General features: G+C 37.6%; 10 protein-coding genes. 5 read left to right on the top strand and 5 right to left on the bottom strand.

Annotation, left to right across the window (positions count from 1 at the left end):
• The first annotated feature begins 11 nt into the window (after window positions 1-11).
• The 5 genes from ligD (at window position 12) to ACZ9HT_RS13575 (ending at window position 7,654) form a co-directional block, all read left to right on the top strand.
• Window positions 12-2,549 carry a DNA ligase D gene (ligD, locus tag ACZ9HT_RS13595; protein ID WP_476041034.1) on the top strand — a complete coding sequence of 846 codons (2,538 nt, stop codon included), beginning with the start codon at window positions 12-14 and terminating at the stop codon, window positions 2,547-2,549.
• A 77-nt stretch (window positions 2,550-2,626) separates the two neighbouring features.
• Window positions 2,627-3,064 carry a DUF6526 family protein gene (locus ACZ9HT_RS13590; RefSeq protein ID WP_476041033.1) on the top strand — a complete coding sequence of 146 codons (438 nt, stop codon included), beginning with the start codon at window positions 2,627-2,629 and terminating at the stop codon, window positions 3,062-3,064.
• A 41-nt stretch (window positions 3,065-3,105) separates the two neighbouring features.
• Complete coding sequence (locus ACZ9HT_RS13585; protein ID WP_476041032.1) at window positions 3,106-3,273, top strand: phosphatidate cytidylyltransferase; 168 nt, start codon at window positions 3,106-3,108, stop codon at window positions 3,271-3,273.
• A gap of 210 nt (window positions 3,274-3,483) precedes the next feature.
• Window positions 3,484-4,593 carry a DNA topoisomerase IB gene (locus tag ACZ9HT_RS13580; protein ID WP_476041031.1) on the top strand — a complete coding sequence of 370 codons (1,110 nt, stop codon included), beginning with the start codon at window positions 3,484-3,486 and terminating at the stop codon, window positions 4,591-4,593.
• 676 nt (window positions 4,594-5,269) lie between these two features.
• On the top strand, window positions 5,270-7,654 hold the full coding sequence (locus ACZ9HT_RS13575; RefSeq protein WP_476041030.1) for a TonB-dependent receptor: 2,385 nt from the start codon (window positions 5,270-5,272) through the stop codon (window positions 7,652-7,654).
• 92 nt (window positions 7,655-7,746) lie between these two features.
• Here ACZ9HT_RS13575 and ACZ9HT_RS13570 read toward each other — a convergent pair whose 3' ends face one another.
• From ACZ9HT_RS13570 to ACZ9HT_RS13550, 5 genes are all read right to left on the bottom strand, one after another.
• Window positions 7,747-8,286, bottom strand: a complete 540-nt coding sequence (locus tag ACZ9HT_RS13570) for a lipocalin family protein (RefSeq protein WP_476041029.1) — start codon at window positions 8,284-8,286, stop codon at window positions 7,747-7,749.
• Window positions 8,287-8,305: 19 nt separating this feature from the next.
• A complete protein-coding gene (gene pdeM, locus ACZ9HT_RS13565) occupies window positions 8,306-8,947 on the bottom strand; it encodes a ligase-associated DNA damage response endonuclease PdeM (RefSeq protein WP_476041028.1) in 642 nt (213 codons plus the stop codon).
• A 38-nt stretch (window positions 8,948-8,985) separates the two neighbouring features.
• A complete protein-coding gene (locus ACZ9HT_RS13560) occupies window positions 8,986-11,460 on the bottom strand; it encodes a ligase-associated DNA damage response DEXH box helicase (protein ID WP_476041027.1) in 2,475 nt (824 codons plus the stop codon).
• A 135-nt stretch (window positions 11,461-11,595) separates the two neighbouring features.
• Window positions 11,596-13,176, bottom strand: a complete 1,581-nt coding sequence (locus tag ACZ9HT_RS13555) for an ATP-dependent DNA ligase (protein WP_476041026.1) — start codon at window positions 13,174-13,176, stop codon at window positions 11,596-11,598.
• A 52-nt stretch (window positions 13,177-13,228) separates the two neighbouring features.
• On the bottom strand, window positions 13,229-14,275 hold the full coding sequence (locus ACZ9HT_RS13550) for a ligase-associated DNA damage response exonuclease (protein ID WP_476041025.1): 1,047 nt from the start codon (window positions 14,273-14,275) through the stop codon (window positions 13,229-13,231).
• Between the last annotated feature and the right edge of the window lie 107 nt (window positions 14,276-14,382).

The following is a 14,382-nucleotide window of genomic DNA, read 5'->3' as shown; positions in this document are numbered from 1 at the left end:
AATAGACGAAAATGCCACTTGAGGAATACAATAAAAAACGGGACTTTGAGCAGACTGCCGAACCGAAAGGAAAAAACGAAAGCGGTGGCGGAAAATTAAAATTCGTCATTCAACGGCATGCTGCAAGTCGGCTTCATTATGATTTTCGGTTAGAAATGGATGGCGTTCTAAAAAGTTGGGCAATTCCAAAAGGACCTTCTTTAAATCCTGACGATAAGCGTTTAGCCATGATGGTGGAGGATCACCCTTTTGCGTACCGATCTTTTGAAGGTTCCATTCCCAAAGGAAATTATGGCGCCGGCGAAGTGGAAATCTGGGATGAAGGAACCTACGAACCTTTGGTAAAAGTGAAGAACAAAACCGACGATGTGACGATGCAACAAGAGCTTCAAACCGGCTCCTTAAAATTTATTCTTCACGGCAAAAAGTTAAAAGGTGAATTTGCCCTCGTTAAAATTAAAAATGCGACCGACGGCAATCCCTGGTTGCTCATTAAGCACCGAGATCAATTTGCAACGGATCATTACGATGCCGAAGAAAATACAGCGTCCGACTCAAAGGTTACAGAATACCTGGACGAAAAGAAAGGCAAAAAAAAAAGTAAATCTTCCGACAATATAAAGTCCTATAAAAATTATACTCCTGCCCTTTCGGGAGAAAAAAAGCTCACCAAATTTATTACGCCAATGCTGGCGACGATCGCGCCGAAACCTTTTAGCAGTGTAGACTGGGCGTTCGAAATTAAATGGGATGGTTATCGTGCAGTTGCTGATCTGCGGAACGGCGTTCAACTTTATTCCCGCAACGGACTCTCCTATTTAGAAAAATTTAAAAAAGTTGCGAATTCTCTCAAATTTCAGGAACATGAAATGGTCATCGATGGTGAACTTGTGGCTTATGATGATAAAGGAAAGCCCAATTTTCAGTGGTTGCAGAGAATTGGCGACAATCCAAACCTTACGGTTGTTTACCAGGTCTTTGATTTGCTCTGGTTGAATGGCCATTCTACGGAAGGCCTCAGTTTTCTGCAACGGAAAGAATTGTTGAAAGATGCTTTGAAAGAAACCGAATTTGTAAAATATCACGACCATATCTTAGAGAAAGGAGAAGATTTTTTTCGCCTTATCGAAAATATGGAACTGGAAGGAATGATCGCCAAAAAGATTGACAGCACTTATCATGAAGATTCCAGAACCGACGACTGGTTGAAAGTTAAAAGTCAGCAGACAGAAGAAGTGCTGATCTGCGGATTTACAGCGCCAAAAGGAAGCCGTAAAAAATTTGGATCTTTGATTTTAGGACGTTATGATGGTGAGGAAATTATCTTTTGCGGACATACCGGAACGGGTTTCAGTGATAAAACTTTAGTAGAACTTTATGAGAAAATGGAAGCGCTAATAACGTCCAAACCCGTATTTAACGAAACACCGAAAACCAACGATAAAGCAACGTGGCTAAAACCGGAGCTTATTGCAGAAATTAAATTTACAGAACTAACGGAAGAACATATTTTCCGTCATCCTGTTTTTCTAAGATTGCGGGAAGACCTCAATCCGGAGGACTTAAATTTCAAGAAGAAGGAGACGGAGGATATTGAAGAAAATTCCCCGCCAAAAAAATCAGTTGTGAAAAGAGATGCTGAAAAACTTAAGAAGATTGATAATAAGGAAGTAAAACTTACGAATCAAAATAAAATTTATTTCCCGAAAGATCAGGTTACTAAGGGAGACATGATCGATTTTTATCAGAGCATTTCAAAATATATTTTACCGCACATTAAAGACCGTCCGCAGTCGATGAACCGCTTTCCAAATGGGATCGATGGGATGAGTTTTTATCAGAAAGATGCTTCTGAAGAAATTCCTTCCTGGATCGAAACGGAGAAAGTTTTTTCCGAATCCAGCGATAAATTCATCAATTATATTTTGTGTAATAATAAGGCAACAATGGCTTATATGAATAATCTGGGGTGCATCGAATTTAATGTTTGGACAAGCCGTGTGCAATCTTTAGATTCTCCTGATTACTTGGTTTTGGATCTGGATCCCTCAGAGAAAAACACTTTTGAAGATGTTATAGAAACCGCAAAGGTCGCCAAAACAATTATGGATAAGGGGAAAATTGAGGGTTACTGCAAAACTTCCGGAAGCACGGGTATTCATATTTATATTCCGATGGGGGCGAAATATACGTTCGAACAGGTTAAAAATTTCGGGCATATCTTAATGCAGATGGTGCAAAAAGAACTTCCGGAAATTACAACGCTGGAAAGAGCGCTTCAAAAACGCGACAAAAATAAGATCTATCTTGATTATTTACAAAACCGCCGCGGACAAACCCTGGCAAGCGTTTACAGCATGAGACCCAAAAATGGCGCACCAGTTTCAATGCCTGTTGAATGGGATGAATTAAAAAGTGGTTTAAAACCTACCGATTTCAATATCGAAAATGCTTTGGAAAGGATCAAGAAAAAAGGTGACCTCTTTAAACCGGTTCTTGGCAAAGGAATCGACATGCTGAAATCCATTGAACTTTTACTGCCCAACTAAGAAAAATATTTATTTAAAAAATATCTTTTTTGTGCATTGATTGGGTAATTTGGTTGAGTTTTTGATAAGGAAAAGACATGAAAACTCAAAATTACAGCAATCATAAAAAGTTCTACGCACCGCATCACTTTATCTATTTACCGCTTTTAGCTATTTTGTTAGGCGTTGGAATTGTCAAAATTTTTCGGGATGAAAATAATCAACTAACCTGGATCTTATTTTCTGTAGTTATTTTTCTTCTTCTTTATCTGGCTTTTATGGTTCGACAACATTATGCGTTGGGTAATCAAAATAGAATTGTGCGTTTGGAATTTCAGCACCGGTATTTTGAAATTTTCGGTAAACGATCCGATGACGTTGTTGAAAAACTGACTTTCGATCAGATCGCCGGACTGCGATTCGCTTATGATGATGAGTTTAAAATTCTCTTAGAAAAGGCCCTTACTGAAAATATTTCCGGAGATGAAATTAAAAAATCTATAAAAACCTGGAGACCAGATAATAATCGCTTATAAATTAAAAAATAACATTATATAAACCTTTAAAAATAACTATTATGAAAAAGTTCACCTTATTAAGTCTAGCCGTATTTGCATTTCTTTCTTTAACAAGTTGCGAAGCGATAGGAACCATATTTAAAGCCGGAATGTGGTGGGGATTCATCCTTGTTGCAGCCGTTATTGCTTTAGTTGTTTGGTTATTTACCCGCGGGAAAAGTAATTAATCAGTAAATTAGTTTTCTGCACATTTGTAGAATCTGAACGATAAGAAAGAAAAGTGATTTTAAAAATAAGATTCTTTTCTTTCTTTTGTTTTCAAGCCTAATCCAGCATTTCTACATTGAAATAGAGCATAAATTACATTTGCACCAATTCCCTACTCCAATTTTTTACCATCTATTATTTTTTTATAATTACCTCTAATTTTTACTGAGATGAAAAATCCTGAAACAGATCTGATCGCTTCTTTAACTCCGTCAAAAATCGTTAAGATCATGAAGGATCCGGTAAAATCTGCAAAAGCGGTAAAACTAATCTACACGACCGATCAGGAATATGATGGGATCATTCGGAAAAAGTCAGGTAAAAAATTCGCCTACTATATAGGAGATGAGAAAATCAAAGATAAAGAACAAATTGAACGCATCAACAAATTAGCTATTCCCCCAGCCTGGGAAAGTGTTTGGATTTGTTCCCTGGAAAACGGACATCTTCAGGCAACCGGATTAGATGCGAAAAAACGGAAGCAATACCGCTATCACACGCTTTGGAATGCCCTCCGAAATCATACTAAATTCTACCGAATGCTGCAATTCGGTTATGTCTTGCCTAAAATCCGGCTTCAACTCGAAAAGGATCTTGCCATTAAAGATTTAGATAAGCGAAAAGTTCTTGCAGTGGTCGTAAGTTTAATGGAAAGAACCAACATTCGAATTGGAAATAACGTTTACGAAAAATTGTACGGATCTTTTGGCTTAACGACTCTAAAAGACAAACATGTTAATATTACAGGTGAGAAAATGCACTTCTCCTTTAAAGGAAAGAAAGGGATTTATCACGACATTGATCTGAAAAACACGAAACTGGCAAAAGCGGTAAAGAACTGTAAAGACATTCCGGGGAAAGAACTTTTTCAATATTACGACCACGATGGCAAAAGACACGCGATCGAATCTGGAATGGTTAACGAATACATCAAAGAAATCAGCGGCGACGACTTTACTGCCAAAGATTTCAGGACCTGGTCTGGAACCGTTAATGCTTTGATCGCCTTTAAAGAAATCGGAAATGCCGAAAGCGACAGAGAGTATAAATCTAAAGTAAAAGAAGCGCTCGACATGGTCGCGTCTCACCTTGGAAATACAGGAACCGTATGTAGAAAATATTACGTGCATCCTTTAGTAATTAATCTATACGAAAACAACTCCATTAAAAAATACTTAGACGAACTCGATGAAATTGAAGTGAACGACGGTAAAACGGGTCTTACCAAAGAAGAAACTGTTGTGATAAAGATTTTGGAAAACGAGAAACCGCGCACTTAACAATTACTTTCTTAAACTTTTATCATCAAAAAATAGTAAAATATTTATCCTAACCGATGAATATTTTATTTTTAAAACGCTTATCGATTAGTATAATAGTAATAATCTATACCAAATAAACCATATTAGAATTATTTCTTACTACTTTTGACGGTGATTAAAAATAAGTCTTTGGAAAAGTTAAACCGGGATAATAAGGTAGTAGGTTATTCTGTTTTAATTTAATAATTTATTTCTGGTGATTTGAATTTGACCAGTTTTGAAGAGGCGTTTGATCATATTTTTGGTTTTCCTGATTTTTAATGCAAGCTACGGCAAAGCGGAACTCAAAAATTAGATTCGTCGTGCAAAGAAAGCTAATGGATGCCAATAACAAAATTTCGAACATTACGGCAATAGATGTAATGTTCAAAGAGAATTATCCACGGGTTGGATAAGGTTTTACTACAGTAATTTAGTGTTTTTAGTGTTGGGAATACACCTTTTCATAGGGGTGTATTCCTTTTTTAGCCCTAAAGATTTATGTCTAATTTTAAGCTTATTTTATAGATGATACTTTCAGCTTTTATAATTATGTAATAGCTTTGCAAACACTTCGATAATAAATGTATAGAATTTATTAATAAATTTTAATTTAAGACAATTAAGATTGTTCGTTTCCTTTAACCAAATTTTCATGAAAAACTTTTATTTTCTATTTCTACTCCTCTTTTCTTTTTTTTTAAAATCGCAGGTTGGATCTGTTAATATTTCTGTTGCTGATGAATTCAAGAAACCTTTGGAAGCAACTGCTAAAATTCAAAACTCAGAGATCAGTAATTTGGGTATTGGATCCGTTCAATTATCCGAGATTCCGTCCGGAACATATACTTTCGAAATTTCTGCAGAAGGTTATGAAACCGGTTATTTAAACGATATCAATATTTTACCAAATCAAAATCTGACCTTCACAATTGGTTTAAAGAAATCTGAAGTGAAAGATATTCAGGAAGTGGTCATTACGAAAAAAGCGTACAAAACAACAGCAGAAAGCCCTTTGTCTTTACGAAATATTACGAGTGAAGAAATTCAGAAAAATGCAGGAACCAACCGTGATGTTTCCCGTGCGATCCTCAGTTTTCCCGGAGTTGGAAGTACAGCAACCTTTCGAAACGATCTGTTTATTCGGGGTGGAAGTTCGGCTGAAAACAAATTTTACATCGATGGTATTGAAGTTCCGATTATCAACCATTTTCAAACGCAAGGCGCTTCCGGTGGGCCGCGAGGAATTATTACGGTAGACTTTATTAAAGATGTCGATTTTTATAGCGGTGCTTTTCCGGCTCGGCGAAACGGGATCTTATCTTCTCTTTTTGAATTTAATCTGAAAGAAGCCCGAAAAGATAAAATTGGATACAAAGCCATTTTGGGTTTAGATGATATGCAAATTATGGCAGATGGTCCTCTGTCTAAAGATCAATCCTGGAGCGGTTTATTTTCTGTTCGGAAATCAAATCTGCAGCTGCTGTTCAAAGCCATTGGATTGCCTTTTTTGCCGAGTTATTACGATGCCACCTTCAAAGTTGCTAAAAAATTCAAGACCGGAGACGAACTCTATTTTATCGGTTTAGGCGCGCTGGATGATTTTAAATTTAACGCAGATGCGAAGAAAACCCTTTCTAACCAAACCCTGATCGACCGACTGCCTGTTTCCCCGCAGTGGAATTATACGTTTGGAACAGGTTACCGACACTTGGTCGAAAATGGCAACTGGCTTTTTACCTACAGCAGAAATATGCTCGATAATCAAGCCACCAAATACTACAGAAATCAGGAAACTCCGGAAAATTTACTTTACGATTACAATTCTACCGAAGCTGAAAATAAATTCAGAATTGACCGAAATTTTCAGATCTCGGATTATCGTTTAAGTGCAGGAAGCAATATTAATTTTGCAAAATATTCCAACAATTCTACCATCAAACAAGTCAATCAAAATGAGGTTAATTTCGATGTTGTTTCTTCTCAAATTAACTTAATGCAATATGGATTTTATGTTCAGTCTTCCAAGAATTTCTTTAACAATGTTTTGAATATATCAGTTGGAGCACGGATCGATGGCAGCAATTATTCCGATCTAACGAATAATCCTTTGAATCAATTTTCTCCCAGACTCTCTTTGAGTTATAAATTTGCGGAACGATGGGCGTTCAATTTTAATACGGGAATTTATTATCAACTTCCGGCCTACACGTCTTTAGGTTATCAGTTGAATGATGTTTTACTGAATAAAAGCACATTAAAATATGTGAGTAATTCCCAGATCGTTGGTGGTTTAGAATATAACGGAGCGAATAATCTGCGTTTTACGATGGAAGGATATTACAAGAAATATAAAAACTATCCATTTTCTCTGCGTAACCAAATTTCACTGGCCAACATTGGGGCTGATTTCGGCGTTGTTGGGAGCGAACCTGTTGACTCCAGAGGCTTTGGTGAAACATATGGCGTAGAATTTTTAGCCCAGAAAAGAACAGTCAATAATTATTACGGTATTGTAGCCTACACTTTTGGATACTCCAAATTCAGCAATGCTGCAGGTGATCTACTTCCGTCCAGCTGGGATTCCCGACATATCGTATCGTTAAGTACCGGGAAATATTTTAAAAGAAACTGGAATTTAGGCGCCAGATTTAGACTTCAATCAGGTTTACCGGAAACGCCTTACGACTTAAACCGTAGTTCTCTTGTTAACATCTGGAATATTGCGAATGGACCAATACAGGATTTTTCGAAGCTGAATACTTTGCGGGGAAATGTGGCTCATCAATTAGATCTTCGGGCAGAAAAAAAATGGATCTTCAAAAAATGGCAGTTTACCGCATATTTAGATATCATTAATATATACGGATCAAAAAGTGCAAGTGGTTTGCCAGTTGTAAACCTTCAGCGCGATGAACAGGGCAATGGAATTGTGGCAAACCCTTCAGCTCCGCAGGATCAGCAATATTATTTACTGGATAAGGGAGAAAATGATAATAACACGCCGCTTCCTTATTTTGGATTTATTTTTGAATTTTAAAGAAAATATATTCCGGTCGAACTCAAGATAAAAAATACCCAACGAAATTTTCACTGGGTATTTTTTGAGTGTAATCTAAATTTTGGAGCAACTTAATCCTGCTCGACCCAAATAAGATCTTCTGTTTTATAACCTAAAGATCTTGCTTTTTGCAGAAATCTTTGTTTGTAACTTTCCGGGATTGTTTTTTCGCGGGAAAGGATCCAGAGATAATCTAAGTTATTTCCTGCGACCAAAGCATATTTGTAATCTTCATCGATATCGATCACATTGTACCCTGCCCAAATTGGTTTAAAGAACGAAACTTTTAATCTGGCTTCGGTTGGTTCATTTACGAATTTTGCTTCACCTACCGATTCTTTCCATTTGTTTTTAACGTAATCGTAGCCGCGGTTTTTCACTTCAATATTTCCGTTGGATTTATTGGAATATTCAGCCGTTGTGTTATTCATGTTTTTCTCAAAGCGGAAATCGAAACGCGCAATTTCATACCATTTCCCTAAATATTTATCAGAATTAAAGTTTTGAACTGCGGTTGCTCCTTTCGGGATTCCGACTGCACAGGAACTTAGGAAAACAGCTCCAATAATTCCCAGTGAAATTGGGATTGCTATCTTTTTTAAATTTTTCATTATCTATTTTTTGTGACATCTAGACTTCAAAAATAGTGCCTCCCGTGAAAACAATATTTTTAAAATCTTTCTTTAAAGTTTTGGTGTCTAAACCTGTAAATCTACTAAAAGCAGGGAGAACGATCTGCCTTGGAGAAAACGCAAAACACGGTAATTTTAAACGTTCATTCTTGCCCTGAAGCACAAATCCAGGATGAATATGACCAGAAATATAAAACTTGTTTTCCGCTATAATTTCTGGGTGATGAATAAAAGTGAAGGGACCAATCTCGAGAAAATCATCAATACATTCAATCCCCAGATCATCGTAGATCTCACATTTCATTTTATCGTGATTGCCTCTTATCAAAATAAATTCCTGCGGAAACCGAAAGCGCCATTCCTTGAACAGCTCTAAGTCGGAATTGTAACCTGCGTGAAAGAGATCTCCTACAACAATAATTTTTTCAGGCTGAAAATGATGGATCAGATATTCCAGTTTTTCTAAATCGTGTAATAAAACCTCGGAAGAGATTGCTATTCCGTGTTTGCGAAAGTGCGCCGATTTACCGACGTGCAGATCGCTAACGATTAAGATTTTTTCCGCTTCCCAAAACAAAGCACGCTGATTTGTAAATGTTAAGTTGAAGTTTTGAATTTCCTTATCTAAAGTTTTGAGCATTTATATTTTAAAATTTTTTATGACCGCATAGCACGATCTTACTTTCCACGGGCGATCTGCACGACAGTTTTGCCTTTTTTCATCGCTTCCGCCTGCATTCTTTTAATTCTTTCACCCAAATCTTCACTGCTTAAAGACTGGCGCAAACTGTCCACTTTGATGGGGAAACTTAATGGTGTAAAAGAGTTCGCAAATTTCAGAATTATTTTCGACTTTTCTATCCTGTCAAATGCATCCACGAGTCTGGCTTCGTCGATCTGTTGATTAAAAACCTCCGTGTAAGCCTGTTTCAGTAATATATTCTGAGAATCATAATCCTCTAAAACATTAAAAATTAATCCTGCAGAAGACTGCAAACTTTTATTATTTTTCTGTTGTCCCGGATAAGTTTGAATGACCAATCCGGAAATCACCGCAATATCCCGAAACTTACGTCTTGCCATTTCTGTTGCATTAATGCTGCTTAAAACGTCCTGAATTAAATTTTCTCGCGAAAGGATCTGCTTCAAATTATCTTCATTCAAGGGAATTTCCTGAGAACTCAAAAGTTCAAAACCATAATCATTCATCGCCATCGAAAAAGAGATCGGTGTGATCTTAGAAATCCGGAACGCAATTAATGCAGACATGACTTCATGGATCAATCGGCCTTCAAAAGGATACATAAAAAGATGATAACCATCTCGGGTTTTAATAACTTCTACTAAAAATTCATCCTCTTTCGGAATGTGGGAGATCCCTTCCTGACTTGCCAGAAGCGGATGTAAAAATTTCAATTCTTTTTCGGAGGATTTAGCATCCAGAGACTCGGAGAGTTTCATGCGAAGAAATTGTCCCAGGTAAGAGCTCAATGGTAATCTACCGCCCAAATAGCTCGGAACCATGGCTTTTCCTTTTGAATTGCGGACGTAAACCGTCATCTCTTTAATATGCGCCACTTCTAAAACTCGTCCGGCGAGAATAAATTTATCTTCTTTTTTCATTCGGGTGATAAAATATTCCTCGATCATTCCAACATATCCGCCACCTAAAACTTTTACTTTCAGCATTGCATCGCTTACGATCACGCCAATATTCATGCGGTGAAGCATTGCAATTCTACGACTCGTTACTTTATAAATTCCCTCTCCAATAACAACTTTATGAAACTCTTCATAATTTTTAAAAGCGCCACCTCCAACGGTAATGAACTGCAAAATCGAAGTCCATTCTTCGGGCGTCATTTCCTGGAAAGCGAAAGTATTTTTAACTTGATTGTAAGTTTCTTCTGCTTTGAAACCTTCTCCAACTGCAAGCGAAATCAGATATTGTACCAAAACGTCAAAAGTCATAACCATTGGAACGCGCGGTTCGATCACTTTTTGTTTGACTGCTTCTTTTAGGGCTGCAACTTCAATGAGTTCTAAAGAATGCGTAGGAACGAAATATATTTTGGAAGTTTCGAAAGGAGAATGTCCACTTCTTCCGGCGCGTTGTAAAAATCGCGCTACGCCTTTTGCAGAACCGATCTGAATAACGGTATCAACAGGTTTAAAATCCACCCCTAAATCCAGAGAAGAGGTTGAAACGACCGCTTTTAAATAACCGGAACTTAAATTTTCTTCGATCCAGATCCGCAGATCCTTATCAATAGAACTGTGGTGAATGGCGATCTGTCCCGCAAAATCTGGATGTTGCTGCAACAGAATCTGGTACCACATTTCTGCCTGACTTCTGGTATTTGTAAAGACTAAAGTGGTCTTGCTTTCTAAAATAATGGGAATTACTTTATTGGCCAGTTTATTTCCTAAATGCCCCGCCCAGGGAAGAATCTCGACTTCATCGGGAAGAACGGCAATAATATCGATCTTCTTTTTTTCCTTCGCTACTACCTTTGTTTTTTTAATGTTGGAAGGAATTAAAACTTCCAAAGCTTCGTCTAAATTTCCGATGGTGGCGGTAATTCCCCAGATACGAATTTTCTTTTGGTAGGAAGACAAGCGGGATAAGGCCAGTTCTGTAAGGACGCCGCGTTTCCCGCCGAGCAGTTCGTGCCACTCATCTACCGCGACACATTTTAAATTTTTAAAAAATCTTTGATTATTTTTTTGAGCTAAAAGCAAATGCATGCTTTCAGGAGTCACGAGAAGAATGTCGGGCATTTTTTTGGTTTGAGAAGCGCGTTCGGAAACGGGAGTGTCGCCATTTCGAACGCCAACCGTCCAGTCGAGACCAATTTCGTCGATGGCTTCTTTCATTGCTTTTGCAATATCTTTTGCCAAGGCACGAAGCGGTGTGATCCAAAGCAATTTTAATCCATCCCCGTATTTCTCCGGAAAGTTTAGAAAATCCACGATAACGGCTAAAAAAACAGAATAGGTCTTTCCAAAACCTGTGGGCGCGACAACCATTCCGCTATAATTTCTGTAATATTTTTCCCAGGTTTCCAGCTGAAAATTAAATGGCGCAAAATCTTTTTCCGCCATCCAATTTTTAATGATCTTTAAACCTTCTGTTTCCTGGAAATTTTCCAAATTATTTTTATTGAATTATTTATTATAATGCTTTTTTTCACGCAAAGACGCGAAGTTTTTCTTTTTTATTAAATTAGTAAGAACACGAAGGATTTTCACTTAGCTAAATTTAATTCAAATTTTAAATCTTCTATTTTATGATATTAATTTTTTCACTTCTTCAATATCATCAATATCTTTTACGGTTTTATCTCTTCTCCATCTCAAAATTCTCGGAAAACGTAAGGCTACTCCACTTTTATGACGGTTGCTAAATCCAATTCCTTCAAAGGCGATCTCAAAAACCAGTTCTGCTTTTACCGTTCGAACAGGACCAAATTTTTCCAGCGAATTTTTCGTTACAAACCGACTGACTTCCATAATTTCTTTGTCAGTCAAGCCCGAATAGGCTTTTGCGATCGTAACCAGTTGATCTTCTTTTTTTACGGCAAAAGTATAATCGGTATAAAATCCACTTCTTCGACCACTTCCCTTTTGGGCGTAAATTAAAACAGCATCAATGGTTAAAGCATCGACTTTCCATTTCCACCAGTCGCCTTTCTTTCTGCCGGAATGATAATGGGAATTTTTCTGTTTCAACATTAAACCTTCGGAGTTATTTTCCCTGGATTTCTCCCGAACTTCCGCCAATTCTTCCCAGGATTTTGCAATGATTATTTCGGAGATCTTTATATTATCGACGTCGGAATTTTCAATGATCTCTTCCAAAAGTAAACGTCTTTCGACCAAAGGTTTTTCCCGCAGATCTTCACCTTCGAGTTCTAAAATATCATAAACGAAAGTATTTATTGGAATATCTTTCATCATTTTTGCGGAAATGGTTTTACGATTCAGTCGTTTTTGCAGTTCATTAAAATTGAGAACTTCTCCTTCTTTTACGGCTAAGATTTCGCCATCTAAAACAAAATTTCCATCTACTTTCTGGAAAGCTTCAACCAATTCCGGAAACTGCGCATTCACCAACTCTTCACCACGTGACCAGATAAAAACTTCGTCATTTCTTTTGATAAACTGGCCGCGGATTCCATCCCATTTATATTCAACCTGCCACTCTTCATGATCGCCCAGATCTTCGGGCGTTTTTTCTAAAGGATAAGCGAGGCAAAAAGGATATGGTTTGGAATTATCGGGATTAATGTTGGTTCCCTGAATAAGATCTTCAAAATCAACATCATCAACCGTCCATTTTCCCATAATGCTGTGCATGAGCTGGCTGGTTTCGATCCCGGAGTATTTTGAAAGCGCGTTGATCAATAATTTTTTCGACACTCCAACACGAAAACTTCCACCAATTAATTTATTAAAGATAAAACGCTCGGTATAATCCAAACCGTTCCAGCTTTCGAGAACGTAGGCTTTTTTTTCTTCTTCTGACTTATCTTTTAAATCAATCAATTCTGTGATCCACTGCGTTAAAGACTTATCGATCAGATTTTCTGGCGCTGGTAAAATGAGTGATAATGTTTCGCCCAGATCACCGACGGAACTGTAACTTTCTAAAAAAAGCCATTCCGGAAGCTGAATAATTTCGAGGGCCCACATCTTTAAAAAATTGCTGTTGATAGGACGTTTCGGTCGTTTACCGGTGAAAAGCGCGAGGAACCAAAGCTTATCTTTTTCATCTGCAGTATTCAGATAGTGAACCATCGCATCAACCTTAGCGGTCGTTTTATTACTGCTTTCTAAAGATAATATGAGCTCGGCGAAATGTTTCATTGGAATTGCGGGTTTCGGGTTTCGAGATTCGAGTTTCTAATTATTGCGTTTATTAATTTTTACTTTCCAGGTCATCTTGTGTTATGTTTTCCATAACTTTTTCCTCTTCGGAGGATTCTTCCTCGTCTCCAAATTTGGTGGTAACTTCATCAGATTTGATGCCGATCTCATTCAAATATTTAGAAAAAACAGCGATTTGACCATGCGTGACGTGAACCTGTTCGGCACCAGTTGCTTTAACCGTTTCAAGCAAACCATTCCAGTCTGCGTGGTCGGAAATTGCGAAACCTGCATCGGCAGAACGCCATCTTCGGGACCCGCGAACCTGCATCCAGCCGGAACATAATCCAGTGGCACGATTTGGGATTTTTCGGATCATATTGCTGTCTAATAAAGCCGGCGGAACAATAACGATCTCATTTTTTACCATTTTTAAATCCTCATTAAATAAAACCGTTTCATAATCCGGTAATTCAACACCCACACTTTCGATGGCTTCATTTAACCGGCCGATGGAACTGTGCACAAATATTTTTCCCATTCCTTCGACGGACTTCATAATCCGCTGTGCTTTTCCCAAGGAATATCCAATAAAAACCGAAGTTTTTCCCTGTTCGCGATTGCTTTCAACCCAGGTTTTCATTTGATCGGAATATTGCTGTGGCGTTAACCAATTATAGATAGGTAGTCCAAAAGTACTTTCAGTAATAAATTCATTGCATTTCACCACTTCAAAAGGGGTAGAAATCCCATCGTCCTGAACTTTATAGTCGCCGGAAAAAACGGTAACATATCCTTTATATTCCATGCGGATCTGACAGGACCCCACAATATGACCGGCGGGATGAAAGCTTACTTTTACACCGTTGATCATTATGGGTTCATTATATCCTAAGCTTTGAACCTCGATATCTGCGCCAATCCTGATCTTCAAAATTGGTTTTGTAAAATGATGACACAAATATTTCTTCATTCCCCACTTCGCATGATCACCATGTCCGTGAGAAATTATGGCCAGATCTACGGGTCGCCAAGGATCCAGATAGAATTTTCCGGGAATACAATAAATGCCTTTGTTGGTAAATTTTACGAGTTTCAAAATAGATAAATTTTAAAGTCAGAATTTAAAATAATTAATAAGTGCTAGTTAATATTTTGCTTAATGGTTGCAACCATTTCCATACCAGTCAGCTGAAATTTAGCGGG

It is taken from the genome of Chryseobacterium sp. UYP7 (assembly GCF_056279225.1).
Note: the sequence above shows the minus strand (reverse complement) of the source record. Positions and strands in the feature narration are given on the sequence as shown.

What these genes read in the sequence shown, in the direction of transcription:
- ACZ9HT_RS13575 (WP_476041030.1), top strand. Translation starts at nt 5,270, where the DNA reads ATGAAAAACTTTTATTTTCTATTTCTACTCCTCTTTTCTTTTTTTTTA.
- ACZ9HT_RS13580 (WP_476041031.1), top strand. Translation starts at nt 3,484, where the DNA reads ATGAAAAATCCTGAAACAGATCTGATCGCTTCTTTAACTCCGTCAAAA.
- ACZ9HT_RS13590 (WP_476041033.1), top strand. Translation starts at nt 2,627, where the DNA reads ATGAAAACTCAAAATTACAGCAATCATAAAAAGTTCTACGCACCGCAT.
- ligD (WP_476041034.1), top strand. Translation starts at nt 12, where the DNA reads ATGCCACTTGAGGAATACAATAAAAAACGGGACTTTGAGCAGACTGCC.
- pdeM (WP_476041028.1), bottom strand. Translation starts at nt 8,947, where the DNA reads ATGCTCAAAACTTTAGATAAGGAAATTCAAAACTTCAACTTAACATTT.
- ACZ9HT_RS13570 (WP_476041029.1), bottom strand. Translation starts at nt 8,286, where the DNA reads ATGAAAAATTTAAAAAAGATAGCAATCCCAATTTCACTGGGAATTATT.
- ACZ9HT_RS13555 (WP_476041026.1), bottom strand. Translation starts at nt 13,176, where the DNA reads ATGAAACATTTCGCCGAGCTCATATTATCTTTAGAAAGCAGTAATAAA.
- ACZ9HT_RS13585 (WP_476041032.1), top strand. Translation starts at nt 3,106, where the DNA reads ATGAAAAAGTTCACCTTATTAAGTCTAGCCGTATTTGCATTTCTTTCT.